Source organism: Lactobacillus melliventris (assembly GCF_042679465.1).
GTDB lineage: Bacteria > Bacillota > Bacilli > Lactobacillales > Lactobacillaceae > Lactobacillus > Lactobacillus melliventris.
Genome location: NZ_JBHTMT010000003.1, coordinates 102408 through 129195, shown reverse-complemented (window position 1 = coordinate 129195; position 26788 = coordinate 102408). Strand labels below are relative to the sequence as shown.

The following is a 26788-nucleotide window of genomic DNA, read 5'->3' as shown; positions in this document are numbered from 1 at the left end:
AAAAGCCTCCAATTTCATTTATAATTGTCTCAATAATTAGTATAGCATGACACGCAATTGTAAAAATATTGAATGACTTTATCATTTTAAAAAGTGGTAAAGTATGGTGTCGGTTTTATTAGTATAAAAACAAAAAATTTAAACAAGAGGTATGTTGGAAATGGAAGAAAATAAAATTCGAGAGCTATACGCTAAGAATGATATTTCTGAAGTTTATACTAATCTTCACTCATCTTCGGCAGGCTTAACTTCTGCAGAAGCAACCGCAAGATTGGCAAAATATGGTCGTAACGAAATTAAAAAGTCTGAAGAAGAATCCGAGTGGAAAACTTTCTTTAAGAATTTTATTAGTATGATGGCAATTTTATTGTGGATTTCAGGTGCCGTAGCCATGTTTAGTGGGACGCTTGAATTAGGAATTGCTATTTGGCTGGTCAATATCATCAACGGATTGTTCAGTTTTTGGCAGGAAAGAGCTGCTAAAAGAGCGACAGATGCTTTGAATAATATGTTGCCTACTTATGTTCAAGCAATCCGTGATGGTAAAAAAACACAGATTGATGCCAAAGAACTGGTTCCGGGAGATGTTTTTATTCTTCAGGCCGGCAATGCCATTCCAGCTGATGCCAGGCTGATTACTGCCAGTTCTATGCAGGTTGATCAAAGTGCGTTAAATGGTGAATCTGTGCCAGAATCAAAAACTACAGAATACGCTCCAGGTGAAGGCAGTTATGCGGAAGCAGACTTGGTTTATTCTGGAACAACAGTTGGATCTGGTACTGCTCGCGCTATCGCTTTTGCCACAGGGATGAATACTGAATTTGGTAAAATTGCGCAGCTGACACAAAAGCAAAATAAGGTTGATAGCCCATTGACTCAAGAATTAGATCGGCTGACGAAACAATTATCAATAATTGCAGTTTCAATTGGTGTTTTGTTCTTAATTGCGGCAATCTTTTTCGTCAAATATCCTTTTGCCAAGGCCTTTATCTTTGCGTTAGGTATGATTGTTGCCTTTATTCCTGAAGGATTGCTTCCAACTGTTACTTTAAGCTTAGCTCAAGGAGTTAAGCGCATGGCTAAAAAGCATGCCTTAGTTAAAGAATTGAATTCGGTAGAAACTTTAGGCGAAACCACAGTTATTTGTTCAGATAAAACTGGTACTTTAACTCAGAATCAGATGACTATTCATTACATTTGGACGCCGCAAAATGAATATACGGTTACGGGTAATGGCTATGTTAATAATGGTCAAATTGAACTGAATAATAAGCAGTTATGGTACGAAGAAAATCCTGACTTGCACAAGCTGGTGCAGATAGCTTCTTTAGATAATGATACTGCGGTTCAACCCAGCAAAGTCAAAGGGGGTAAACCCAAAATTTTGGGAACTCCAACTGAAGCTTGTTTAATTATTATGGCTGAAAAAGCAGGCTTTGATCGTCAGAAAGTTCTGGTTAAATATCCTCGTTTACGTGAATTGCCTTTTGACTCTAATCGTAAACGCATGTCAACTATTCATCGCTGGAATGACAGTCAGTATATTATTTTTACTAAGGGGTCTTTCAGTGACGTAATTAAGCAATGTGATCAGATTCAAGTTGACGGTAAGGTTCGCTCTATGACTGAAGATGATAAAAAGCGTGCTGAAAAATACAATGCTGAATATGCTGCCAAGGGTTTCCGCAGTATGGCAATGGCTTACCGCATTGTTGAAAAAGAAAATACTGACGTTACTAAATTAACGATCGAAACGGCTGAACAGCACTTGATATTCGTCGGCTTGACTACGATGAGCGATCCTCCTCGTCCTGAAATTTATAATGCTGTTAAACGGTGTCATCAAGCCAAGATTAAGATTATTATGGTTACCGGTGACTCTAAGCTAACGGCTAAGTCAGTGGCTGTCCAAATTGGTTTGACCTCAGACAAGGCGCGGGTCATATCTGGTGATGAGCTCGAGGATATGAGTGATGCAGATTTGCGAGAAGCGCTAAAAGGAGAAGTGATTTTCGCCCGGGTAGCTCCTGAGCAAAAATATAAGGTTGTTAAGACCTTGCAGGAAAACGGTGAGATTGTTGCCTCTACCGGTGATGGAGTTAATGATGCCCCTGCACTGAAACAAGCTGATATCGGTATTGCAATGGGTCTCACTGGCACAGACGTGGCAAAGGATGCTGCAAATATTATATTGACCGATGATAATTTTGCTTCAATTGTAGCTGCAATTGAAGAAGGACGGGCAGTATATAGCAATATTCGTAAGTTTTTGACTTATATCCTAACTTCAAATGTGCCGGAAGCCTTTCCTTCAATTTTATTCCTGTTTTCAGGAGGGATGATTCCTTTGCCAATGACGGTTATGCAGATTTTGACAGTCGATTTGGGAACGGATATGTTGCCAGCATTAGGACTTGGTGGAGAAGCAGTTGATCCGGATGTTATGAAACAGGCACCACGTAAACGCAATGAGCACTTGCTTAATAGAAGTGTAATTATCAAAGCATTTTTATGGTACGGCCTCATTTCCAGTGCTATTTCGATTGCAGCATACTTCTTCGTTAATTTCCAAAATGGTTGGCCTCACGTACCTTTAGCTGCTAACGGCCCGGTATACATGCGTGCAACCACAATGGTCTTGGGAGCAATCATTTTTACTCAGATTGCAAATGTTTTGAATTGTAGAACAAACAAAGTTTCGTTATTCAAGAAAGGCATCTTTAGTAACCGCAATATCTGGTATGGCATTATCTTTGAAATACTGCTATTTTTGGCTTTAACTGTAACTCCAGGATTGCAACAATTATTTAATACGACGAGATTATTGCCAGTTGACTGGTTATTCCTGTTCTGCTTGCCGATCCCATTAGTGATAATTGATGAAATTAAAAAATGGCTCCTTTACCATCAGAAATAAAGAAGTAACAAATAAAACCGCTTATATATTAGTTAAGCGGTTTTTGTTATGCTAAAATTAAAGCTTAAGGAGAACAAATTATGAAGTGGACAGCAACTATTACAAAAATTGGTAAACAAGCTATAGAGCCTAAGAGCAATATGGTAATTTTATTTGGTGAAAATGTTACAGCTGAACTGGTAGAAGTTTCAATTATTCAAAAATTTGACCCTGATTCGCCGCTTACTGGTTTTACTTTGAAAAAAGGGGACACAATTACAATTGATGGTCAAACATATGTAGCTGATTACGTTGGCGCCATGGTTGTCAGTGATATGAGGGCATTAGGACATGCCACACTTTTCTTTAATCAGCAAAAGTCTAAAAATCCCTTGGCAAATGCTGTGTATCTTACATTAGGTGACAAGCAAACTCTGCCTGAATTTAACGTTGGCGATGATATAATTTACGAACATATTTGATTAGGATGATTTGATGGAAGTAGAGAAAAAACATAAAAAAAGAACCATTTTTCAAAAATGGTTTTTGAATAACCGCTTTAGTATTGCATTACTAAACATTTTGTTGTTCTTCCTTGTAATCTGGTTGTTCAACAAAATTTCGTTTGTCTTAAATCCTGCTAAAGTGTTTGTAAGTGCAATCTTGCCACCACTAATGCTTGCTTTAATTCAATTTTATATCATGAATCCGCTGGTAGACATTTTAGAGCGGAAATTCAAAGTGCCAAGACTGGTTACGATCTTGGGACTATTTCTTCTTGTGGCAATTTTACTAGTGTGGATTGTTAATACTTTATTGCCAATTGTTCAAAGTCAAATTAATTCATTAATTGCACATTGGCCGCATATCTGGAAGGATGCAAGTAATGCTGTGCAGGAAGCACTGAGCAAGCCGCAGTTTCACAGTGTAAAAGGCAATATTAACGATGCTATTAATCGCGCGCAGGATATGCTTTTTAAATCAGGTCATGAAGCCATAAATGCCGCTCTGAGTAACATTTCTTCGGCGATCAGTGTAGTAACTATTATTGTTATGACTTTACTTACGGCACCGTTTATTCTCTTCTTTATGTTAAAAGATGCCCATAATTTGCGGCCCTATTTAACCCAATTTGCGCCTAAGCGCTGGCAAAAGAGTTTTGGTGAACTGCTCTATGATATTAACACCGCTTTAGCTTCGTATATCAGGGGTCAAATCACAGTTGCCTTTTGGGTAGGAATTATGTTTGCCATTGGTTACAGTATAGTAGGCTTACCGTATGGCATTGCACTTGCTGTTTTAAGTGGTTTACTTAACCTGATCCCATATTTTGGTACGTTTATTTCCTTTATTCCTGCAATTGTAATTGCGATCATGCTTTCAGTTCCAATGGTCATTAAAGTTCTGATTGTGTTTGCAATCGAGCAAACAATTGAATCAAGAATTATCAGTCCTCTCGTAATGGGTAATAAGATGGAAATGCATCCGGTAACTACAATCTTATTGTTAATTGGTTCTAGTGCAGTTTGGGGACTTTGGGGTGTCATTTTTGGTATTCCTATTTATGCAATCTTAAAAATTATCATTTTACGTGTTTATAATTATTACCGTAATGTTTCCCAAGTTTTTAGAGAAGATGAAGGCGAAGAAACTACTCAAATTGCTGCGCAAAATGGCGAAAATGCTGATTTAAAAAATAAAGAATAAGATTAGTTTGTTTAGAAGTTTGATGTTGAAGGAGAAAAAGATTGACAAATCATGTAGTGTTATATGAACCATTAATGCCGGCCAATACGGGAAATATTGCGCGAACTTGTGCTGGTACTAATACAGTTCTTGACTTAATTGAGCCCTTAGGTTTTCAAATTGATAATAAAAAAATGAAACGAGCAGGGCTTGATTATTGGGATAAAGTTGATGTGCGGCTTCATGATGATCTTAATGCCTTTTTGAAGCAGTTGGGACCACAGGATGAGCTTTATCTTATTTCTAAGTTTTCTTCCAAAAATTATGCTGAGGTAGATTACACGGATTCTTCCAAAAATTACTACTTCGTATTTGGTAAGGAAACTACTGGCTTACCTGAAACTTTTATGCGAGAATATTACGAACGTAATTTGCGCATACCTATGTCAAATAATATTCGTTGTTACAATTTAGCTAATTCAGTGGCAATAGTTTTGCTTGAAGCATTACGTCAACAAGGTTTTCCTATGCTGGAAACTTCTCATCATTACGAAAATGACAAGTTAAAAGATAACTACAATCGTCCTGAACGCTATGAAAGAAATTTGGGAGGAAATTAAAATGGATTTTGAAAAAGAAACACCGGTGATAGTAAAAAATTTTCACTATGATGTTAATGAAGAACCTGAAACTAAAGATCAAGTTAATTTTGGCCTTAAAAAAGTTGAAAAACAAAATGATGATGGCACAACAGATGCAGGGGTAGATGGTAATTATTTTGACATCACCATCATTTTTGACGTGGCACCTGCTCCCGGAGAATTCTCAGTAAGTGGGATGATTAGCCAAATCGTTCAGATCAAAAATTATTTTGGTGATGGCAGTGATCTTAGTAAGGCTGATTACAAATTGCTTAGTAGACCTTTAGTTGAGTATATTGAAACATTAACTTATCAAGTTACTCAAATTACACTGGATAAACCAGTCAACTTGAACTTCCAAGCTAATTTTTAGTTGTTAATTGGGTAGTATCATGCCAAAAAAGAAAAGGAGAAAAACCACAAAGGCTCGAAAGAAGAATCAGAATACTGGAATTACATGGGCAATTGTCGGACTTTTACAAATTGTTATCTCTGCTTTAGCATTTGCCAAATTTGGAATCCTGGGTAAACAAGTAGCAAATACTTTTCGCCTGGTCTTTGGAGATTCCTATTTGCTCGCAGCTGGTATTTGCATTGTTTTCGGCCTGGTTATGTTGATTTATAATAAGCCGATGCACTTTAACTTCAAACGCAGTTGTGGACTATTTTTTGCTATTTTGGGAATTTTATTAATTCAAAGCAGTATTTATTTTGAACGGGAATTCGTTAATAATGCTTTTATGAATGTCTTTTGGCATGAAATTTCAGCTGAATTCAGTCGCATGGCTGTTACCAAAAATATCGGTGGTGGCGTCATAGGCGCCTTATGCTATCAGATTTTTTACCCCTTACTTGGTCATATAGGACTGCGGGTAATTGCAATTTTATTGATACCGAGTGGTATTTTGATGTTTTTTGATGTTAAATTTTCAACAATTATCAAAAAATTTCAGTCTGTTAGTCAGCTTTTTATTAATAAAAACAAAGCAGCTGGTGGCAAAATCAAAGATAAATACGGCTCTTTCAAAGAGCAACGTGAGCAGAGAAAAAACCAGTTGCATAATCAGGAAGATTCCAATTCAGTGGGTACAAAAGCTCCAGTTTTTCCAGACGTGGATGATTTTACTGTGGATGATAACTCTTCTGAAAGTAACATAGATCAAAACGAAGTAACTGATTTTCCATCTGAAAAAGCAGAATACGGTGATATTCCGGAACACGCTCCTGTTGAGCCGCAAATTCAAGTTGCAAGTCAAAACAATAACGCTAAAGCGCAGCAAAACGATTCTTCTGTTTCATCATTACCTAAATCACATTCTTTTGTTGAAGAAGATAAAAAGATTAAGGAAGAATTAGGAGCAGTAGATCACGGGGAATTAAAATCAAATCAAAAAGTTAGTCCGGATTATCAAAAACCGCCCTTAACATTACTTGATAATATTAAAAATATTGACCAAAGTACTGATAAAGCTCTTATTCGCAAAAATACTCAGACGTTACAATCTACTTTCAAGAGTTTTGGCGTTAACGTTATTATCAAAAAGGCGATACTGGGTCCAACTATTACGCGCTATGAAGTTCAACCGGCTGTTGGTGTTAAAGTCAGTCGCATTGTTAATCTCGCTGACGATTTAGCTCTTGCTCTGGCTGCAAAGGATATTAGAATAGAAGCACCAATCCCAGGGAAACCATATATTGGAATAGAGGTGCCTAATAAGAACACTTCAGTAGTTGCTTTTAAAGATGTAATGCAAAATCAAGGTATCAGAGCCAAAAAAGATCCTATGCAGGTTCCTTTGGGTAAGGACGTCAGTGGACAAACTATTTCGGCTAATTTGACTAAAATGCCTCATCTTTTGATTGCTGGATCAACCGGTTCGGGTAAATCTGTAGCAATTAATACAATTTTAACCAGTATTTTAATGAAAGCATTGCCGGATCAGGTAAAGTTAATCTTGATAGACCCAAAGATGGTGGAGCTTTCTGTTTATAATGGAGTACCTCATTTATTGATACCGGTAGTTACTGATGCAAAATTGGCTGCAAATGCTTTGAGTAAAGCCGTTAAAGAAATGGAACGCCGCTATAAGTTATTTGCTGCAGCTGGGGCCCGTAACATGAGTGAATTTAACGAAAAGGTGCGGCTGAATAATCAAGATAAATCAAAAACGCCGATGAAGCCGTTACCATATATCTTAGTAGTAGTTGATGAACTTAGTGATCTAATGATGGTTGGCGGACGTGACGTTGAAGGAGCAATTGTCCGTTTGGGCCAGATGGCTCGAGCGGCTGGTATTCACATGATTTTGGCCACACAAAGACCGAGTGTTGATGTCATAACCGGTCTAATTAAAGCAAATGTTCCTTCACGGATTTCTTTTGCTGTTTCAAGTGGTATTGATTCACGGACTATTTTAGATCAAACTGGGGCCGAAAAATTACTCGGTCGCGGCGATATGCTATACATGCCTGTTGGTGCTTCAAAGCCTGAACGTATTCAGGGTGCCTATGTTTCGTCACATGAGGTTGAAAATATCATTTCCTGGGTAAAGAAACAGCAGAAACCCGAATATGATAAAGGTATGATTCCACAAAAAGGCCAAGAGAACTCTGAAAATAAAGATGATGAGCCAAAAGATGAATTCTATGATCAAGCAGTGGACTTAGTAAGGCAACAACAAACGGCCAGTGTATCACTCTTGCAAAGAAGATTTCGTATTGGTTATAATCGTGCAGCTAGGATTGTTGATGAAATGGAAGAAAAAGGTATTGTGGGCCCATCTGAAGGTTCAAAGCCTCGCCAAGTTTTATTACCGCCTAAAAAAGAGGGAGATAAAAGCTAATTTTTAAGAAAGTTTATCATGTCGTTTTATTAGTTCAAATTTGTGAAAAAATAATGGTAAAATAAAATTGAATGTGAATACATAACTTGATCTTTTTTGATGATCGATTGGTTATAAGGTCATTTTCAATATTTAAAGTAAAAATAAAATAAAAGGAATGTTTTAATTGCAGCGAGCTCTTGTATTTGGTGCTACAGGTGGCATTGGTCAAGCTATTTGTGTTGAGTTGGCTAATGCTGGTTGGTCTCTTTACATTCATTGCAGTCAAAATTGGCGAAAAGCTTATTCTTTGGCTCAAGGAATGAGTCAAAAATATCCTCAGCAGGATTTTATTCCCATCAAATTAGATTTTCTGGCTGAAAATAATGATTTAAAAGAATTTGTTAATAATTTACTGCCAGTTAACGCGGTGGTATTTGCCCAGGGAATTACCGATTATAATTTTGTTAGTAGTCAAGATACGGCCAAAATTGATGAGATTATGCGCATAAACTTGATTACCCCAATTAAGTTGACAGGACTATTTGAACCTCATTTGATAAAAAATGATTATAGTCGTATTGTTTATTTAGGATCAGTTTACGGTGGTTCAGGTAGTGCTATGGAAGCGGCATACAGTTCTTCCAAATCAGGTCTTGAAGGGTTTGCACAAGCATATGCCCGCGAAGTTGCTTCAGCTAACCTGACGGTTAATGTTGTTGCACCCGGTGCTGTCAATACAGCAATGAATTCCGTGCTTGGCCCTGAAACGATGGAAGAAGTTAAGGGTGAAATACCTGTTGGTCGTTTAGCAGAGGGTAAGGACATTTCTTATTGGGTTAAAACTTTACTTGACGTTCAGTCTGGGTATCTAACTGGTCAGACCATTTATGTTAGTGGCGGCTGGCTTATTTAAATGTAATAATTATATGTAGTATATGTTATACTCAAAGAGTAAATTTAGAATTTGAAGAGGTAACTATGGCAGATATCGGAGATAAATTACGCAGTGCCAGAGAGGCTAAGGGACTTTCAATTGAAGACATTGAAAAAACAACCAAGATTCAAGGTAGATATCTGACTGCAATCGAGCAAAACGATTTTGAAAAACTTCCTGGTGATTTTTACGTTAGAGCCTTCATTAGACAATATGCACAGATAGTTGGTTTAGATGGCAAAAAGTTGCTAAGTGAATACCACGAAGACATACCTAAAGCCGAACCTGAAGAATTTGTCGAAGACTCGATTGACAATAAAAGTGAGGAAGTACGTAAAACTACCAGTAATAAGAAAAAGATTTGGCAGGATTACCTGCCACGAATCATTGTCGGTTTGGGGATAGTTGCAGTAATTTTGGTATGCTACGTTGTATTTGCTCATTTTTCTTCTAGTCGCAATGAAAATAACAACGAAGCTAATGATGTTTCTGTTTCTTCGGATAGTGGTAAACGACACCGCAAAGTTAAGAAAGTTAAAAAGAAGAGAGTCAAGATTAAGGAATTGGCTGCGAATCAGTTTCAGATTATCGGCCTTAAAAATAACCGCAATTTAGTTGTTAGAGCCGGTGATCAAGCAACTACAGTTTCTATTGCAATGAATGGCGTAACTCAAAGTGGTCAGACTTTAACAGCTGGTCAAAAGCATACTTTACGAATTCCAGAAACTGCGCAATCTGTCGTCGTTACATTTAGCAACGCTCTAGGAACATCAGTAACGATTGGTGGCAGAAAAGTACCATATACAGCTCAAAATTCGAGTCTTTCTTTAACCTTTTATATTGGCAAACATCGGAATACTCAAAATACTCAAAGCAACCAACCACATCAAAGTCAAAATAATTCCGGAACTACGAATAATAATTCAGGACAGAGTAATTCGAACCAGCAAAATCAAGAACATAGCCAAACCAATAATTCTAATGGTAATAATGGTGCAAGTTCGAGTACAAATAATGGTCAACAAAATACTCAAAATAATCAAAATTCCCAGAACAATGGTCAATCAAATCATGATAACAATCAATCAAATAACACTGATCATAATAATGATTCTGGCCATTCCGGAGGTACTTCCTCTAGTGGAAATGATGATAAAAAATAGTAACTATTTTTGGAGGAAAAGTTAAGAATGAATTTGCCTAATAAGTTAACGGTTTTTAGAATATTATTGATTCCGGTTTTCATGTTAATTGTTATTTTTGGTGGTGATGCCAGTTTTAAAGTTGCTGGTACTACTGTATATTGGAGATTGGTAATAGCTGCGATTGTATTTGCAGTTGCTTCTGCAACTGATTGGTTTGATGGTCATATTGCCAGATCACGCAACTTGGTTACAAATTTTGGAAAGTTTGCGGACCCTTTGGCTGACAAAATGCTTACTATGACTGCATTTATAATGTTAATTTCTTTAAAACTTGCTCCAGCATGGGTTGTAGCAATAATTGTTTGTCGTGAATTGGCTGTAACTGGATTGCGTTTGATTTTGGCTGAGAATAAAGGGCAAGTTATGGCTGCAGCTATGCCTGGTAAAATCAAAACGACATGTCAAATGCTTTCAATTATCTTTTTGTTAATTGGTGACTTTTATCATATAGGCACCATCTTACTTTATATTGCACTGATTTTTACTATCTATTCTGGCTGGGATTATTTCCACAGTTCATGGGATGTTTTTGAAGGTTCGATGTAAATTAAAGAAAAATTTAGTTTTATTAAAAAGCACTGTAAGGTAGTGCTTTTTTTGTGCTTCTTTTTAATACAAAAAAGAGCATAAAATGGTCAATTGTTGATTATGCTTCATTTACTTGTTAGGATTAAATTAAGGAAATATTGAAAAGGAGGAAAATTTATGGGAGAAAAAATACCAATGGTTGAGTTCAAAGATGTATCCAAGATATATCCTAAAATGAAGAATCCGGCTGTTAACCATATCAGTTTTGAAATAGATAAAGGTGATTTTTGCTGCCTAATTGGCACCTCCGGTTCAGGAAAGACTACCTTAATGCGAATGATTAATCGCATGAACAGCGTAACTAAAGGCGAGGTGCTGGTTAATGGTAAAAACGTTAAAAGTTTTAATCCCGTCAACTTGAGACGTCATATTGGGTATGTTATTCAAAATAATGGTTTGATGCCTCATATGACTATTAGAGAAAACATTATTTTGGTACCCAAGCTATTAAAATGGCCTAAGGAAAAATTAGCTGGTGAAGCGCAAAAGTTAATTCAAATGGCTGAATTGCCGGAATCATATTTAGACAGGTATCCGACTGAGCTATCTGGCGGTCAACAACAAAGAATTGGAGTTGTACGCGCACTGGCAGCAAACCAAAATCTAATATTAATGGATGAGCCTTTTGGTGCATTAGATCCGATAACTCGTGAAAGTTTACAGAATTTGGTACAAAACTTACAAGTGCGATTAGGCAAAACAATTGTTTTTGTCACTCATGACATGGATGAGGCATTAAAGCTTGCAACTAAAGTAGTTGTTTTGCATGATGGGCAGTTGATTCAAGTAGGAACGCCTGAGGAAATTTTACATCATCCCGCAAATGACTATGTTAAAAGTTTGATCGGTGAAGAGCGCCTGTCCGAAGCAAAATATGAAACCGTAAAAGTTAAAAACGTGATGCTAACTAATCCGATTAAGATTGACTTGGGTGCTTCTTTATCTGATGCCTTAACCATGATGAAGGAAAACCGTGTTGATACCCTTTTAGTGGTTGATAACAGCGATCACCTGAAAGGCTATATTTCAATTGATGATTTGCAACGAAATTATTCTAAGGCAAGCAGCGTTAGTGATATCTTGATTACTAAAGTAAGCACAGTTGGTCCGGATGAATATTTACGTGATAACTTTAGTCGTATTATGAGCCGTAACAAGAGTTATATTCCGGTAATTGATTCGGATAATAAATTAGTCGGTATAGTTACTCGTGCAAGTTTGGTTAATGTCGTTTATCAAAAAATATGGGGCGATAAGGGCCACACGCAAAATAATACGGGAAAAGAGGCGAACTAAAATGTCAGCCTTTTTTGCACAACATGGCTCAGAATTATTAGTAAAAACATGGCAACAAATATATATTTCAGCTATTTCACTGGCCTTGGGAATTGTTGTAGCAGTTCCATTAAGTATCATATTAATGAAATTTCCGCGAGTGGCAAAAGTCGTGATTGCTATTGCCAGTATGTTACAGACCATACCTGCTTTGGCTCTGCTTGCGATCATGATTCCATTTTTTGGTGTTGGTAAACTGCCCGCAATTATTGCACTTTTTCTCTATAGTTTAATGCCCATTTTGCGTAACACATATGTGGGTCTGATGGGGGTAAACCCGGACACTATTGATTCAGCACGTGGCTTAGGTATGACTAATCTGCAATTAATTTTGAAAGTTGATATTCCTTTAGCAATGCCTGTAATCATGGCGGGAATAAGACTTTCTGCTATTTATGTTATTGCGTGGGCGACTCTAGCTTCTTATATAGGTGCTGGGGGCCTTGGCGACTTTATCTTTAATGGCCTTAGTTTATATCAGACTGATCTAATTTTTGGTGGTACCATTCCTGTTATCATATTGGCACTTCTAACTGATTATCTCTTGGGTAAGCTTGAACGTAAATTAACACCAAAAGGAATATAAGGAGGTATTCATCATGAAAAAGTATTTTAAAAAGATATTCCTGATGATAACAGCCTTGTTTATTATGTTAACTACTAGTGCTTGTGGCTTGCCTGGACTTTCTGATAGTCAAGGCAGTCAGGAAAATATTAGAATTACGGCACTAACAACTACTGAATCACAAATTATGGCTAATATTGTTGCCCAATTGATTGAACATGAAACTTCATACAAAACTTCAATTGTTAATAATTTGGGTTCTGCTCCTATGCAGCATCAGGCTCTAATTCGTCATGACGCCGATATTCAAGCTGCTGCTTATGATGGTGGTGAATTAACTGCAAATCTTTTATTGCCAGCTATTAAGGATTCCAAAAAGGCAAATGATACAGTCAGACGTGAAGTAAAAAAGAGATGGGATCAAACTTATTTGCATACATATGGCTTCGCTAATAATTATGCTTTTATGGTGAGAGCAAAAGACCAAAAGAAGTACCATCTGTATCAGATTTCTGATTTAAAGAAAGTTAAAGATAAATTTTCTTTCGGTGTAGCATCCGAATGGGTAAATGCTCCAGGAGTCGGTTATCCTGCTTTTCAAACAGCTTACGGATTAACCTTTTCTAAAGCACACCCAATGAATATCGGCTTAGTATATTCTGCACTGAAAAGCGGTAAGATGGATGTTATTCTAGGCTATTCTACTGATGGCCGAATTGATAGCTACAATTTGCACCTGTTGAAGGATGATAAGCATTTCTTTCCGCCATATAATTGTGGCATGCTAATTAATAACTATTTATTAAGAGAGCATCCTGAATTAAAGGCAATTCTGGAAAGATTAGTGGGTAATGTGAGTGTTCATGATATACGTAAAATGAACTTCCAAGTAGATGACAAGCTACTTGAACCCGCTACGGTTGCACGGCAATTTTTAGAAAAACATAATTACTTTAGGGGGGAGAAATAATGTCTCATTTATCTTTATGGCAGCAATTTATTTACTATTATGTCCATAATGGTAGTTATGTATTAGCACAATTTAACCGGACTTTTTTGATTTCAATCTATGGCGTTTTATTTGCAGCTATTATTGGTATACCGGTTGGAATTTTTATTTCGCGCAATGGACATTTAGGAGATTTTGTTGTAGAAATTGCGAATTTTATTCAAACGATTCCTTCGCTTGCCCTTTTGTCTATTGTAATGATTGGTTTGGGCCTAGGCGTTATGACCGTTATTGTCACCGTTACGCTTTATTCACTTTTGCCAATTATTAAGAATACATATACTGGTATGAGGAACGTTAATAAGAATGTCATTGATTCAGGAAAAGGAATGGGAATGACAAAGCTGCAACTACTTTATATGGTGAGATTACCGCTCTCAATGTCTGTTATTATAGCCGGCTTGAAAAACGCTTTGGTCATAGCTATTGGTATCACTTCAATTGGTTCGTTCGTTGGAGCAGGTGGCTTAGGAGACATAATTATTCGCGGCACCAATGCTACTAATGGCAGTGCGATTATACTAGCTGGTGCCCTTCCTACAGCATTGATGGCAATCTTGGCAGATGTGATTTTGAATTTCTTGCAAAAAGTTTTGGAACCCAAAGGCCTTAAAAAATAAATTAAAAGTTTTTTGCATTTTTTTCGTATTTAATAATGTGAATAAAAATAATAAACATTTGTTCGCCTTTTTTCTTGCAAATATACACTAAAGCAAAGTATAATTATTACGTACTAAATTAAAGAAATTTTGATAGAGGAGGACAAGAGTCTTGGCCAAGGATGAAAAACAAGCTGCACTGGAAAATGCGCTTAAGAAAATTGAAAAGAATTTTGGTAAAGGCGCTGTTATGCGTATGGGTGATAAAGCTGACACCAAAATCTCGACCGTTCCCTCAGGTTCGCTTGCTCTTGATGCAGCTCTGGGAGTTGGCGGCTATCCCCGGGGTAGAATAGTAGAAATTTACGGACCAGAATCTTCTGGTAAAACAACGGTTGCATTACATGCAGTAGCTGAAGTGCAAAAAAGAGGTGGTACAGCCGCTTATATCGATGCCGAAAATGCTATGGATCCGGCTTATGCGGAGGCATTAGGTGTTGATGTTGATTCACTTATTTTGTCTCAGCCAAATACTGGTGAAGAAGGTTTACAAATTGCTGATACGTTGATTACAAGTGGTGCAATTGATATTTTAGTTGTTGACTCTGTTGCAGCACTTGTGCCTCAAGCTGAAATTGACGGAGAAATGGGTGACAGTCATGTTGGTCTGCAAGCTCGTTTAATGAGTCAAGCTCTGCGTAAGCTTTCGGGTAACATTAATAAGACCAAAACTATTGCAATTTTTATCAATCAAATTCGTGAAAAAGTTGGAATTATGTTTGGTAATCCTGAAACTACTCCTGGTGGTCGGGCACTGAAGTTTTATGCCACTATTCGTTTGGAAATCAGAAGAGCGGAAAAGATCAAGCAAACCGGTGGAGAAATTACTGGTAACCGTGTAAAAATCAAGGTAGTTAAAAACAAAGTTGCACCGCCTTTTAAAGTTGCTGAAGTTGACATGATGTATGGCAAGGGTATTTCACAGAGTGGTGAACTGTTGGATATGGCGGCCGACAAAGACATTATAGCCAAGGCCGGCTCCTGGTATTCATATCACGATGAACGAATTGGTCAGGGCCGAGAAAATGCTAAGAAGTACCTTGAGGATCACCCTGATGTCTATGACGATGTTCAAAAGCAGGTTCGTCAAGCTTTCGGTATTGATGAAGAATCAGTTGCTGAAAGAGAAGATCCTGAAAAAATAAAAGCCAAGAGAGCCCAAAAGGCTGCTGATACAGAAAAGGAAGCTTCTGCTAAAAAAGAAGCAGACAGCAAAAGCTAATTACGAGGAAATAAACCTTGACCTGTGAAGATGGGTTAAGGTTTTTTCATGTCGTTTGACATAAGTCCCATCGTTCTTTATTATTAATATTGTGTGAATAATCTAAAAAAATAAAAAAGGCGATAGAAATCATGATAAGTAAATTTTTGATTCCCGTCGCGATAGCTATAATTTCAATTATTGTTGGCGTTGTTGTAGGATACTCTATTCGTAAAAGGATCTGGGAGAAAAGGGCTCAGAACGCTCAAAACGATGCCGACCATATTTTAACCGAAGCAAAAGCACGAGTTGACGCTGCTAAAGCTGAAGTCAATGCACAAAAGCAAGCAGCTGATGCTATTAAACAGAGTGCGCAAAACACTAAAAAAGAAAAAATTCTTGAAGCTCAAGAACAAATTCAAGACTATCGACAAAAAGTTGAAGATGAATTAAACGACAAACGTGACAAAATTGCACGCGATCAAAATCGCTTAACCCAACGAGAGGATACTCTTGATCATAAGAACTCTTTGCTAAAAGAAAAAGAGGATGATTTAACTAAAAAAGATGAACAGCTAGAGCAAAAGCAAACAGAATTAGCTGCTAAATTGCAAAAAGCTGATGAACTAGTTGAACAGACTACGCAGAAGCTATACGAAGTGGCCCATTTAGACAAAGAGCAGGCAAAAAAGCTTGTTTTAGATCAATTAGCAGATGAATTAGTTAAAGAACGGGCAGAGTTGATTAGTAATAGTAATCAAGAAGTAAAAGCTAAAGCTGACCATTATGCGCGCAAAATAATTATTGATGCAATTCAAAGTAGCTCGGCAGATACAGTAGCTGAAACAACAGTATCTGTAGTTGATTTGCCTAATGAGGAAATGAAGGGTCGAATTATTGGTCGTGAAGGACGTAATATCAGATCTTTTGAAGCTCTTACTGGAGTTGATCTTATAATTGATGACACTCCAAAAGTTGTAACTTTAAGTGGTTTTGATGCCATCAGGCGTGAAATTGCGAAAAGGGCAATGGAACGTTTGATTAAGGATGGACGCATTCATCCGGCTCGAATAGAGGAAACAGTTGATAAAGCCCGTAAAGAAGTAAACGATGATATTTACGAAGCTGGAGAAAGCGCTCTAATGGAGCTGGGAATTCATAAAATGAATCCAGAACTGGTTAAAATATTGGGTAGACTCAAATACCGGACATCTTATGGTCAAAATGTTTTGGGTCATTCAATTGAAGTTGCAAAATTAGCTGGTACAATGGCTGCAGAGCTTGGATTAAATGAAAAATTAGCCGTTCGCGCGGGATTATTACACGATATTGGAAAAGCAGTCGACCATGACATTGAAGGTTCACACGTAGAAATTGGTGTAGAACTGACAAGGAAGTATCATGAGCCGGATGTGGTTGTTAATGCAATTGCAGCACATCATGGGGATGTGCCTAAGTTATCATTTATTGCTGAATTGGTAGTTGCAGCGGATACCATTTCTTCTGCAAGACCTGGTGCTAGAAGCGAAAGTTTGGAAAATTATATCAGAAGACTTACCGACCTCGAGCAAATAGCAAATAGGTATGACGGTGTCAAACAGGCATACGCTATTCAAGCTGGTCGAGAAGTCCGCGTGATGGTTGAACCTGACAAGATTTCAGATGATCGTATTACAGTTTTAGCACGCGACATTCGCAATCAAATTGAAAAAGAACTTGATTACCCGGGTAATATTAAAATAACAGTTATTCGTGAAAAACGTGCTGTATCAATTGCAAAGTAAATAAAAGGATTGAATGCAAAATTCAATCCTTTTTTGTTTTGTAATATATCTTCAAAATATGGCGTAAATTAACATAAAAAAGCGCAAAAAAACACATTTTGGTAAAATGAAAGGGTATACAATACGGATTGAATGGAGGAACCTGCTATGAATCTAAAAATAACAACTGAATTAAAAGATTTCCTACTAGAATTAGGTTACCCATTTAATTCAATTTCTGGTTTACTTGATTCTAGCGTAATGGACAAATATCTGAATGCAAAGTGGATTAAAAATTCTCATGTATTTGAAATGTTAGACAAAGAAGCAAATGATAAACAGCTGTTGAAGTGTAGTGATGTTCGTAATTTTTACCAATTTGTTCCCCCATATTTTGCAGCTTTGTCAAGCAAAAATGGCTTACAGGCAATTTCCCGCCTAGCAGCTTACCAGCAGCTTATAGGTCCAATTGAAATGGGAACTTTTGAGGAAGGTGAAAAATTAAGAATTCATATTAAATATTTGGACAAATATCGTAAATTTTCACGTTTTAGCCTATTAGTAGATCAAATTTCTTTAGTAAGTCTGATTAGAGCAGGTACAAATAAATGTGTTATACCCGTATCTATTGGGAGCAAATATGAGTATGGATCAAGAATAAATAAATATTTAGGTATTGAAGCTCAAAATAGCTCAGACAATTATTTGGTGTTTAGAAAGCATGATTTAGAGCAGTCATTTGTAACCAAAAATGATGTAATGTGGAATTTCATGGAGCCTGGTTTGAAAAAGTACATAAAAGAATTAAATATAAATCCTCCAATTTCTGCAGTTGTACAAAACACTCTGTTTAAATTGATAGCCGGAGGTAATTTTCAGGTAAAAGACGTAGCAAATAAACTGGGTATTTCATCAAGAACATTACAAAGATGGCTGCAAAATGAAGGCACAACTTTTAAAAAACAGTTAAGTATTGTGCAGAAAATTTTGGCTCAAAATCTACTTCAAGACAGAACTTTAAATACTGCAGAAGTAAGTTTTCTAGTTGGCTTTAATAGTGTTTCTTCGTTCTATAAAGCATTTAAGAAATGGACAGGAGTGACTGTTAAAGAATATAGGCTTCAAGCAATATTAAAAACTAATAGTATAAATGCGGTAATTTAATTAGGAGGAAACAAAATGTTTTTAAAAGATAACGAATCATGGAATGCAACTTATGATGTTGTGGTAATCGGTTTTGGTGGAGCAGGTGCTACAGCAGCACGTTTCGCAGCAGATAAAGGAGCAAAAGTCCTTTTAGTAGATAGTGCACCAGAGGGACATGAAGGTGGTAATACCAGATATTGTGGACAGATTGTTGAAGCAGGTTATGATTATGAAAAGCTAAAAAAGTATTATCAAAAAATGACTGCTCCACTTGATTTAGATGAGCAGGTGCTAGAAACTTTTGTAAAAGGGATGGTAAATTTACCAGATTACTTCGAAAAGTATCTCGGTGGTAAAGCATTCAGCGTTAAAAATAACCCAGGTAACAAAAATGTTGCCATGTTGGCATACATGAGTGCTGAATATCCCGAATTTGAAGGTGCAGATACAAACGATGACTTGTTAGTGCATGATCAAATATTCGATGCTGCTCTTTGGAAGAAATTGCGCCAGAATGTTTTAGATCGCAGCGACATGATTGATGTGCTTTATTCAACGCCAGCAAAGCATTTAATTCAGGATACTGATAAGACGATAATAGGTGTACAGATTAAAAATAAAGGCAAGTTGTTCAACGTCCATGCAAAAAATGGTGTAGTTTTAGCACTTGGTGGATTTGAAAATAACGAACAAATGGTGCAGGATTATTTAGGTGAAACTAATTTATTACCATACGGTACGCTTTATAACAATGGCGATGGCATCAAAATGGCTATAGAAGTTGGTGCAGATTTGTGGCACATGAATAATTATGAACCAGGTGGAACTGTTAATTTAGCTGCTCCCAAAGGCCAAAGAGCTCATAACATTATGGCCTGGAAAGCATTATTTGCCGGTTCACTGATCACAGTTGGCGATGATGGTACACGTTATGTAGCAGAAGACGATCCAACCCGTCATGGTCATCGCTATAATCATGGTATTTGGAGAATCCCTTTAGCCCAAGTGCATCCTCATATGATTTTTGATCAGAATAAATACGATGAACTATTCTCAGCTGAGAATGATGAATTTCAAAAGGAAGCTTTAAACAAAGTGGTTAAGTCAGAAACTATCGCTGACTTAGCTCAAGAAATAAAAGTTGATCCGGCAGTTTTAGAAAATACTTTGAACACGTATAATTTCTTCGTTGATCGTGGAGTTGATTACCAATGTGGACGTAAGCCAGAGTCAATGACCAAAATTTCACTTACGGGTCCATTTTATTCGTTAGCGCAACAACACACCATGTTAAACACCCAGGGTGGCCCACGCCGAAATAAAAATGCTGAAGTATTAGATACAGATCAGAAAGTTTTGCCACACTTATATGCTGCTGGTGAACTGGGTCATATAGGTGCAAATCAATATAATGGCGGGGGTGACATGGCTGACTGCTTAATATTTGGTAAGATAGCTGGAGAAAATGCCGCCAAAATTAAAGATGATCAAGTTGTTTCAGGTGCCAGTGTTAGTGAAAATAATGCTGATACTGCATTTCCTGAATCAGATGTTAAAGAAGAAAGCTATTCAACTGCTGAAAATCAATACATTGGTAAATCTTCAAGTGGCATGGGCAATGAAATCGTAGTGCGAGTAACAGTTGACAGTGATAAGCGTCCAAGCAATATTGAAGTTTTAAAAGAAAGCGAATCACCTGACTACGGTGAAAAAGCAATTAAGGAAATGAAAACAGAAATGCTAGCTAAGAAAACAGCTAACGTAGATGCTGTTTCTGGAGCTTCTGCATCAAGTCGCGCATTTAAAGAAGCTGTAGAATCTGCTTTGAAGCAGGCATAGATTTTAACGAAAGGATAAGAAATGGCAAATTTAAAAGATGGTATTTATCAGGGAAAAGGCTCTGGTAATCGTGGTGAAGTCAAGGTTTCGGTAAAAGTCAAAGACAATAAAATTACGGATATAACAATTGATCAACAAGATGAAACTTCTGGCATAAGCACTGCTGCTTTAAAAAAAGCACCGAAGCTAATTGTTGAGCATCAGTCATATAATATTGACGCAGTCACCGGAGCAACTATTAGTTTTCAAGCTGTACAAAAAGCAGTCAAAGATGCTGTTTCAAAAGCTGGCGATCCCAGTGGTCTTGATAAAAGAGTTGATCTTAGAAATACAGTGAAAAAGGATGATGGTAAGGACTACCGTAACGTCAATCCAGATGATTTGCAATTTGAAGATCATGCTGACGTGTTGGTAATTGGTGCTGGAGCCGCTGGACTTGCAGCTTCCATTACAGCAAGGCAAAAAAGTGCTTCCGTAATATGTTTGGAATATACATCAAGCTATATGCTATCTGATATGACTCTGTCTGGAGGTTATTACAATGCTGGTGGTGGTACTAGCTTGCAAAAAGCGCAAGGTATTAAAGACTCTAAAGACAATTGGAATAATTATTTGAAAGCAGTCGGTCAAGGATACGAAGATGCGGATATGCGTGAAACAATAGTAGAACATGCTGCTGAAGATTATGAATGGCTTGCTGGAGAAGTTGGGGTCAATTTCCAAGAAGTACAAGAAATTGGCAATGAAGAAGCAATGAAAGAATATGCGACTCCGGCAGCAAGGTCTCATTTAACTGTCGAAAAAAGTGGCTATGGTCTTTCAAAGCCACTTTACAATAAGGCAAAAGCAGTTGGCACAAAATTTATTTTTAATATTACAGCTGAGAACTTAATTACTGATGAGAAAAATAATGTAGTTGGTGTACATACTAATAAAGGTAACTACAAAGCTCAAAGCGTTGTTATTGCAACTGCAGGTTTTTCACGCAATAAAGAAATGCTTAAAAGCTTTGCACCAGATTTTGCTGTAGGGGAATCATATGGTTCTATTAGGCAAATGGGTGATGGTATCACAATGGGTGCTGAAATTGGCGCCAAGTTAAAAGATATGTGGATGCCAATAGCAAACTCTATTGGAACTCAATCAGGCGATAATGTTTGTATTGGGCCTTTGTGCACAGCTTGGACAAAACCTTATATTTGGGTTGGAACAGATGCTAAAAGACACTTTAGAGAAGATATGTATTTCGAATACGCTTCTAAGAAAATAGCTGACCTAGATCATGGTTTCGTGTGGCTGATTTTTGATGAAGGAATGGCAAATGAAATGCCAGCTGCCTTTTCTGCCCCAGCTCCTTCACCGCATTTAAAACGCGAAGTAGAAGATGGCTACTTTAAAAAAGCAGATACTATCGCGGAATTAGCAGAGCAAATTAATTTAAACCCTAATGTGTTAGAGAAAACAATTGCTAAATGGAATAATGATGTAAACAATGGTCAAGATACGGAATTTGGTCGCAAAAAAGATTTAACTGCTTTTAAGGCTCCATACTATGCCGCTAAACTTGCGCCATCAACACCGGATATGGCTGGAGGATTGTGCATCAATACTAAAGCAGAAGTTTTGGATAATTTTGATAGAAAAATTAGTAATCTCTTTGCTGCTGGTAGTACGACAGGCGGATGGCGAGGAATGACCTATCCAGGTTGCGGAATGGGTATTACAAACGCTATTGTTTTTGGCAGAATTGCCGGTGAAAGTGCTGCAAAGAATGCTCAAGTAAAAACTGATACTAATTCTGGTGCTTCACAGAATTAGTTTTTGGAGTTAAATATAATTAAAACTGGATACATTTGCATCCAGTTTTTTATTTGGAAATATCTATGATAATCAACCTAATTTGTGCATTTTTGCTCTACCCTGTATAATTAAGACAACTTTAAATGAAAGTAGCCGACTATGTTTAAAATTATTGTTGAATTATTCTTTTTAGTGATTATACAGGCTGCGATCACACCTTTTATTAGGCGATTAGCTTTTGTATTAGGTGCTGTCGACATTCCCAATAAAAGAAGAGTAAATAAAAAACCGATGCCAACCCTAGGGGGGTTGGGTATTTTTGTCACCTTCAATATAGGAGCTTTTATTCTCCTGCGCGATCAGTTTCCAACTCATGAAGCATTTAGTATACTTTTAGGTTCTAGTGTAATTGTCTTGACTGGTATAATCGATGATATTATGGAACTGAAACCAAGACAAAAAATGCTGGGTATTTTTATTGGCGCTCTAGTAATTTATTTTCTTGCCGGTATTAAAATGAATGTTCTCAACCTGCCATTTTTGAATAAACAAATAAATCTGGGATGGTGGAGTCTGCCAATTACCATTTTTTGGATCTTAGCTTTGACTAATGCAGTTGATTTAATTGATGGGCTTGACGGATTGGCTGATGGTGTCTCTATGATTTCACTCATAACGATGGGAATTGTCGGCTATTTCTTTTTGCACACCGGCCAACTCTATATTCCGATCGGCTGTTTTATGCTGGCAGCTTGTTTACTGGGCTTTTTACCATATAACTTTCACCCGGCTAAGATATTTTTAGGCGATACCGGTGCGTTATACATCGGATTTATGATTGCCGTATTTTCTCTAAAAGGCTTGAAGAACGTAACTTTCATTTCATTGCTTGTACCAGTCACTATTCTAGGCGTGCCGATTACCGATACGCTTTATGCTATGATTCGTCGCAAACTTAATAATCGACCCGTTTCCCAAGCTGATAAGCACCATTTGCATCATCAACTAATGAGAATGGGCTTAACCCACAGACAAACGGTTTTAAGCATTTACGCAATATCACTGGTCTTTTCTTTTATTTCCCTGTTATTTTTATTGTCACCAATGTGGGGCATGTGGGTCTTAATTGCTGGTCTGGCAGTTGCACTTGAATTTTTCGTAGAGTCCATTGGACTTTTAGGTGAAAAATATAAACCCTTGCTGAATTTAACCCAAAAATTAATTAATTCACGCAGTAAAAAAGATCCAACAGTTGAGGTATGGCATTTGGGACAAGATAAACCTGAGCAATTAAAAAAGAAGAAAAAAGAATAAATTTTAAACTTGACTCACATTTCACATGTGAGTTTTTTTACTGCTCATGATAGTTGTGTTGAGTGACAGGAACTTCATTATATCTTTGGGGAAGAAGCTCAAATTCTACTTTGCCCGCCAAAATATTGATTAAGTCATTTTCAAGCTGCTTTAACTTATCTTCATCAATAAAAATGAAAATTGTGACTTTCGCTTCATAGTCGATATTATCAATGAAAATCTTTTTTTGATTAAGATAATGCTGAGTTTCGTCAAATTTTTTATAATCGACTTGAAATTTCAAGCCCTGTTGCTGCACGCGCTTAACCACTCCAATAGCTTCAACAGCCTTAGTGACACTGTTGGAATATGCACGGATTAAACCGCCAGCTCCCAGTTTTATCCCACCAAAATAGCGCGTTACTACCACGGTAACGTTTTTCAGATTCATTAATTGAAGTGCCTTTAACTCCGGGACACCTGCGGTTCCGGATGGTTCACCATTATCGCTTGCTTTAACATGCTCGTCGTTTAATCCAATAGTGTAAGCAAAAGTGTTATGGGTAGCATCACGGTATTTTTGGGTAACAGCATTAATTGCTTTTTCGGCCTCTTTAACGGTTAAAGTTCTTATAACAGTGGCAATAAAGCGACTTTTTTTAATTATTAATTCGTGGTCACCGTTTTCCTTAATGGTTAAATAATCTTCTTTTTCGTTTTCGTTCAAAAAAATCAGCCCTTTTTTGCGTATTTATCATTGGAGGACAAAATGGAAAATATTTCTCATCTTGCTGGTCGTCAATGGCTTAGTAGTCAACTGGATTTTAGCACAAAGAAAGGTATAACAAAAATCAAGGCTGTTATCAACGATCGGTGTTCACGCTGCAATGCTAAAGTTTGGGCTAAATTGCCGAATGGTAAAAGATATTGTCGCGAATGTATCGGTTTAGGAAGAGTGGTTGAAGGCGATTATCTTATTCGTAATGAGGAGAAAGTAAACTTTCCCCGCACAAAAAACGGTGGCTTAACTTGGAATGGTAAATTAACAACTCAACAAGAAAAAATTGCTCAGGATTTGGTTCAGAACTATATGAATAAGCAAAATACTTTAGTTCATGCAGTAACCGGTGCTGGTAAAACTGAGATGATGTTTCCTTTGATTGCGCACTGTTTAGCGGAAGGGAAGCGGTGCTGCATAGCCGCACCAAGAATCGATGTAGTTAATGAATTATTTCCCCGCTTGCAGGTGGCATTCACTAAAATTAGAATTGGTAAATATCATGGGCATGAATACCAAGAGCCAGGCTTAGAGCAATTAACCATCTGTACCACCCATCAATTATTAAAATTTTTTCGTGCTTTTGACCTATTGATCATTGATGAAGCTGATTCTTTTCCATATGTGCAGAACCCTGAGCTTAATTTTGCTTCAAAAAATGCGCTTAAGAATAATGGCCAGATGGTCTATCTGACAGCAACACCTACAAAAGATTTATTAAAACTGGTTAAAAAGGGCCAAATTCAGCAATTAAAGTTAAATAGACGTTTTCATGGTTATTCCTTGCCTGTACCAAAAGAAAAACTGTTTTTACGTCCATTTTTAGAAGGTAAACGAATTAATCCAAAACTTGTGCAAGAAATTAGCAAAGTAATTAAGGCTAAGCATCCACTACTTTTATTTTTGCCCAGAATTGATTTGATTAAGCCATATGTTAGCGCACTTAGAAATGAGCCTGAATTTAAGCAAATAACAATAGAGGGTGTACATGCTAATGATGTACAGAGAATTGCAAAAGTTGATAATTTCAGGCGTGGACAAATACAATTGCTTGTTACCACTACTATTTTGGAACGTGGTGTAACCTTTAATCATGTTTGGGTGATTGTAGTTCAAGCAGATGATAAAATTTATAATACTTCTAGTTTGGTCCAAATTGCGGGTAGAGTTGGTCGCTCTAAGACTGATCCAACGGGTTTAATATTATTTTGCTACCAAAAATATACTTCAAGTCTGCGTAATGCTATGAAACAAATTCGTGAGATGAATAAATGAAAAAATGCCTATTATGTGGACAATATTTTATTTCAAAAATGTCATTTTTAAATTTATTTTCCTTGCACCAAAAGGATCGAAAAAGTATTTGTGACCACTGTTTAAAAAAGTTCATTCATGTACCTGAAAAGCATTGCCCAATATGCTCAGGCAGTTCGAAGCAAAATCAGATTTGTTCAGACTGTGTGAATTGGCAAAAAATATACGGCGAAAAGTTGTTAATTAATCACTCTGTGTATTTATATAACAGAGCATTTCATGATTTAATGGTTAACTATAAGCGCTATGGTGACTACATTTTATACGCTGCACTGCAAGAATTGTGTGTTAAAGAACTATCTGAATTTAAAGCTGATGTTTATGTTCCAGTTCCAACTTCTCCTGAGCACATCGCTAAAAGACAATTCGATACAATCACTGCACTGTACGGTAGTCTTGTTCCTTTAACAAACATGCTGGGTAAGAAAGCAGGACTAGGAGCCCAAGGAGAGAAAAATCGGGCTGAAAGATTAACTAGTGAGCAAAGCTTTTTTGTTAAGGAAAACTTTACGATTAATTTTCAAAAATGCACTGTCCTCTTGCTGGATGACATATACACTACTGGCAGAACGCTTTATCATGCTCGAGATGCGCTGGCAAAAATTTTCCCTAATGCGAAAATCAGTAGTTTTACCTTATGTAGATAAAACAAAATTGTTCAGCGCTTTCATGTTTTGTTATAATTTTGCTATAATATAGATAACATAAGACTGCCTCTAGCAGTTGAAAGGAGAATCTCATATGTTAAAGTATAATGTTCGTGGTGAAAATATCGAGGTAACGGATGCTTTAAGAAGTTACGTAGAAAAGCGCCTTAAAAAATTAGAAAAATATTTCGATTTAAATCAAGATATGATTGCTCATGTTAATTTAAAGGTGTATCGTGATCACAAGGCTAAAGTCGAGGTAACTATACCACTACCATACTTAGTATTGAGAGCTGAAGAAACAACTGACGATATGTATCGCAGTATTGATTTTGTTTCTGAAAAATTGGAAAGACAAATTAGAAAATATAAGACACGTGTAAATCGTAAGAGCCGTGAAAAAGGAATTAATGATTTCTTCGTTGAAAGTGCGGAGGAAGATTCAAAAGACAAAGAAAGTAATGAATTTACAATTGTTCGTAATAAACAAATTGGGTTGAAACCAATGAGTCCTGAAGAAGCAATCTTGCAAATGAATATGCTAGAGCATGATTTCTTTGTTTTTCAAGATGGTGAAACCGGCGGTACAAGTGTGGTTTATCGCAGAAATGACGGCCGTTATGGTTTGATTGAGACCAAATAGTAATAATATTATTAAGTAAGG

23 protein-coding genes are annotated in these 26788 nt (G+C 36.9%); 22 read left to right on the top strand and 1 reads right to left on the bottom strand.

From position 1 onward, the window contains the following. Nucleotides 1–160 precede the first annotated feature (160 nt). From ACFQ32_RS04545 to ACFQ32_RS04455, 19 genes are all read left to right on the top strand, one after another. Nucleotides 161–2917 carry a cation-translocating P-type ATPase gene (locus ACFQ32_RS04545; protein ID WP_046324584.1) on the top strand — a complete coding sequence of 919 codons (2757 nt, stop codon included), beginning with the start codon at nt 161–163 and terminating at the stop codon, nt 2915–2917. Between the two features lie 80 nt (nt 2918–2997). Continuing rightward, on the top strand, nt 2998–3378 hold the full coding sequence (locus ACFQ32_RS04540; RefSeq protein WP_046324585.1) for a PTS glucitol/sorbitol transporter subunit IIA: 381 nt from the start codon (nt 2998–3000) through the stop codon (nt 3376–3378). Nucleotides 3379–3391: 13 nt separating this feature from the next. After that, the gene (locus ACFQ32_RS04535; protein ID WP_046324586.1) at nt 3392–4603 is read left to right on the top strand and encodes an AI-2E family transporter; all 1212 of its coding nucleotides are present in this window, start codon (nt 3392–3394) and stop codon (nt 4601–4603) included. 41 nt (nt 4604–4644) lie between these two features. After that, a complete protein-coding gene (locus ACFQ32_RS04530) occupies nt 4645–5202 on the top strand; it encodes a tRNA (cytidine(34)-2'-O)-methyltransferase (RefSeq protein ID WP_046324587.1) in 558 nt (185 codons plus the stop codon). Nucleotide 5203: 1 nt separating this feature from the next. After that, nucleotides 5204–5596, top strand: coding sequence for a DUF1149 family protein (locus ACFQ32_RS04525; protein WP_046324588.1), 393 nt, complete (start codon nt 5204–5206; stop codon nt 5594–5596). 19 nt (nt 5597–5615) lie between these two features. Then, nucleotides 5616–8066, top strand: coding sequence for an FtsK/SpoIIIE family DNA translocase (locus ACFQ32_RS04520; RefSeq protein WP_046324589.1), 2451 nt, complete (start codon nt 5616–5618; stop codon nt 8064–8066). A gap of 166 nt (nt 8067–8232) precedes the next feature. Continuing rightward, nucleotides 8233–8961 carry an elongation factor P 5-aminopentanone reductase gene (ymfI, locus tag ACFQ32_RS04515; protein WP_046324590.1) on the top strand — a complete coding sequence of 243 codons (729 nt, stop codon included), beginning with the start codon at nt 8233–8235 and terminating at the stop codon, nt 8959–8961. 65 nt (nt 8962–9026) lie between these two features. Then, on the top strand, nt 9027–10145 hold the full coding sequence (locus ACFQ32_RS04510; RefSeq protein WP_046324591.1) for a helix-turn-helix domain-containing protein: 1119 nt from the start codon (nt 9027–9029) through the stop codon (nt 10143–10145). 27 nt (nt 10146–10172) lie between these two features. Further along, nucleotides 10173–10733, top strand: coding sequence for a CDP-diacylglycerol--glycerol-3-phosphate 3-phosphatidyltransferase (gene pgsA, locus ACFQ32_RS04505; protein WP_046324592.1), 561 nt, complete (start codon nt 10173–10175; stop codon nt 10731–10733). A 159-nt stretch (nt 10734–10892) separates the two neighbouring features. Further along, nucleotides 10893–12071 (top strand): betaine/proline/choline family ABC transporter ATP-binding protein, encoded by a 1179-nt coding sequence (locus ACFQ32_RS04500; RefSeq protein ID WP_046324593.1) that lies wholly within the window; start codon nt 10893–10895, stop codon nt 12069–12071. A 1-nt stretch (nt 12072) separates the two neighbouring features. Then, on the top strand, nt 12073–12696 hold the full coding sequence (locus tag ACFQ32_RS04495; protein WP_046324594.1) for an ABC transporter permease: 624 nt from the start codon (nt 12073–12075) through the stop codon (nt 12694–12696). Nucleotides 12697–12709: 13 nt separating this feature from the next. Beyond that, a complete protein-coding gene (locus tag ACFQ32_RS04490; protein ID WP_046324595.1) occupies nt 12710–13645 on the top strand; it encodes an osmoprotectant ABC transporter substrate-binding protein in 936 nt (311 codons plus the stop codon). Next, on the top strand, nt 13645–14304 hold the full coding sequence (locus ACFQ32_RS04485) for an ABC transporter permease (protein ID WP_046324596.1): 660 nt from the start codon (nt 13645–13647) through the stop codon (nt 14302–14304). Before ACFQ32_RS04490 ends, ACFQ32_RS04485 begins: the two co-directional genes overlap by 1 nt. 151 nt (nt 14305–14455) lie before the next feature. Continuing rightward, entirely contained in the window at nt 14456–15565 is a 1110-nt protein-coding gene (gene recA / locus ACFQ32_RS04480; protein ID WP_046324597.1) for a recombinase RecA, read from the top strand. Between the two features lie 131 nt (nt 15566–15696). After that, a complete protein-coding gene (gene rny / locus ACFQ32_RS04475) occupies nt 15697–17328 on the top strand; it encodes a ribonuclease Y (RefSeq protein ID WP_046324598.1) in 1632 nt (543 codons plus the stop codon). A gap of 147 nt (nt 17329–17475) precedes the next feature. Beyond that, the gene (locus ACFQ32_RS04470; protein ID WP_052724633.1) at nt 17476–18471 is read left to right on the top strand and encodes a helix-turn-helix transcriptional regulator; all 996 of its coding nucleotides are present in this window, start codon (nt 17476–17478) and stop codon (nt 18469–18471) included. Between the two features lie 15 nt (nt 18472–18486). Then, nucleotides 18487–20292: an FAD-dependent oxidoreductase gene (locus ACFQ32_RS04465; protein WP_046324599.1), complete on the top strand. Its 1806-nt coding sequence runs from the start codon at nt 18487–18489 to the stop codon at nt 20290–20292. 21 nt (nt 20293–20313) lie between these two features. Beyond that, on the top strand, nt 20314–22110 hold the full coding sequence (locus ACFQ32_RS04460; RefSeq protein ID WP_046324600.1) for an FAD-binding protein: 1797 nt from the start codon (nt 20314–20316) through the stop codon (nt 22108–22110). 141 nt (nt 22111–22251) lie between these two features. Beyond that, nucleotides 22252–23406 (top strand): glycosyltransferase family 4 protein, encoded by a 1155-nt coding sequence (locus tag ACFQ32_RS04455; protein WP_046324601.1) that lies wholly within the window; start codon nt 22252–22254, stop codon nt 23404–23406. 37 nt (nt 23407–23443) lie between these two features. Here ACFQ32_RS04455 and ACFQ32_RS04450 read toward each other — a convergent pair whose 3' ends face one another. Continuing rightward, nucleotides 23444–24112 carry a YigZ family protein gene (locus ACFQ32_RS04450; protein WP_046324602.1) on the bottom strand — a complete coding sequence of 223 codons (669 nt, stop codon included), beginning with the start codon at nt 24110–24112 and terminating at the stop codon, nt 23444–23446. 42 nt (nt 24113–24154) lie between these two features. Here ACFQ32_RS04450 and ACFQ32_RS04445 point away from each other — a divergent pair, with 42 nt between their 5' ends. The 3 genes from ACFQ32_RS04445 to hpf all read left to right on the top strand — a co-directional run bounded on the left by ACFQ32_RS04445 (nt 24155) and on the right by hpf (nt 26767). Next, nucleotides 24155–25438, top strand: a complete 1284-nt coding sequence (locus ACFQ32_RS04445; protein ID WP_046324603.1) for a DEAD/DEAH box helicase — start codon at nt 24155–24157, stop codon at nt 25436–25438. Continuing rightward, nucleotides 25435–26124 (top strand): ComF family protein, encoded by a 690-nt coding sequence (locus ACFQ32_RS04440; RefSeq protein ID WP_046324604.1) that lies wholly within the window; start codon nt 25435–25437, stop codon nt 26122–26124. Before ACFQ32_RS04445 ends, ACFQ32_RS04440 begins: the two co-directional genes overlap by 4 nt. A 94-nt stretch (nt 26125–26218) precedes the next feature. Next, nucleotides 26219–26767 (top strand): ribosome hibernation-promoting factor, HPF/YfiA family, encoded by a 549-nt coding sequence (gene hpf / locus ACFQ32_RS04435; protein WP_046324605.1) that lies wholly within the window; start codon nt 26219–26221, stop codon nt 26765–26767. Nucleotides 26768–26788: the final 21 nt, after the last annotated feature.

Excerpts from the sequence above, each read along its gene's own strand:
- pgsA (WP_046324592.1), top strand. The coding sequence starts at position 10,173 with ATGAATTTGCCTAATAAGTTAACGGTTTTTAGAATATTATTGATTCCG.
- ACFQ32_RS04520 (WP_046324589.1), top strand. The coding sequence starts at position 5,616 with ATGCCAAAAAAGAAAAGGAGAAAAACCACAAAGGCTCGAAAGAAGAAT.
- ACFQ32_RS04465 (WP_046324599.1), top strand. The coding sequence starts at position 18,487 with ATGTTTTTAAAAGATAACGAATCATGGAATGCAACTTATGATGTTGTG.
- ACFQ32_RS04440 (WP_046324604.1), top strand. The coding sequence starts at position 25,435 with ATGAAAAAATGCCTATTATGTGGACAATATTTTATTTCAAAAATGTCA.
- rny (WP_046324598.1), top strand. The coding sequence starts at position 15,697 with ATGATAAGTAAATTTTTGATTCCCGTCGCGATAGCTATAATTTCAATT.
- ACFQ32_RS04545 (WP_046324584.1), top strand. The coding sequence starts at position 161 with ATGGAAGAAAATAAAATTCGAGAGCTATACGCTAAGAATGATATTTCT.
- ACFQ32_RS04455 (WP_046324601.1), top strand. The coding sequence starts at position 22,252 with ATGTTTAAAATTATTGTTGAATTATTCTTTTTAGTGATTATACAGGCT.
- hpf (WP_046324605.1), top strand. The coding sequence starts at position 26,219 with ATGTTAAAGTATAATGTTCGTGGTGAAAATATCGAGGTAACGGATGCT.
- ACFQ32_RS04460 (WP_046324600.1), top strand. The coding sequence starts at position 20,314 with ATGGCAAATTTAAAAGATGGTATTTATCAGGGAAAAGGCTCTGGTAAT.
- ACFQ32_RS04445 (WP_046324603.1), top strand. The coding sequence starts at position 24,155 with ATGGAAAATATTTCTCATCTTGCTGGTCGTCAATGGCTTAGTAGTCAA.
- ACFQ32_RS04500 (WP_046324593.1), top strand. The coding sequence starts at position 10,893 with ATGGGAGAAAAAATACCAATGGTTGAGTTCAAAGATGTATCCAAGATA.
- ACFQ32_RS04510 (WP_046324591.1), top strand. The coding sequence starts at position 9,027 with ATGGCAGATATCGGAGATAAATTACGCAGTGCCAGAGAGGCTAAGGGA.
- ACFQ32_RS04485 (WP_046324596.1), top strand. The coding sequence starts at position 13,645 with ATGTCTCATTTATCTTTATGGCAGCAATTTATTTACTATTATGTCCAT.
- ACFQ32_RS04470 (WP_052724633.1), top strand. The coding sequence starts at position 17,476 with ATGAATCTAAAAATAACAACTGAATTAAAAGATTTCCTACTAGAATTA.
- ACFQ32_RS04535 (WP_046324586.1), top strand. The coding sequence starts at position 3,392 with ATGGAAGTAGAGAAAAAACATAAAAAAAGAACCATTTTTCAAAAATGG.
- ACFQ32_RS04525 (WP_046324588.1), top strand. The coding sequence starts at position 5,204 with ATGGATTTTGAAAAAGAAACACCGGTGATAGTAAAAAATTTTCACTAT.
- ACFQ32_RS04490 (WP_046324595.1), top strand. The coding sequence starts at position 12,710 with ATGAAAAAGTATTTTAAAAAGATATTCCTGATGATAACAGCCTTGTTT.
- ACFQ32_RS04495 (WP_046324594.1), top strand. The coding sequence starts at position 12,073 with ATGTCAGCCTTTTTTGCACAACATGGCTCAGAATTATTAGTAAAAACA.
- ACFQ32_RS04540 (WP_046324585.1), top strand. The coding sequence starts at position 2,998 with ATGAAGTGGACAGCAACTATTACAAAAATTGGTAAACAAGCTATAGAG.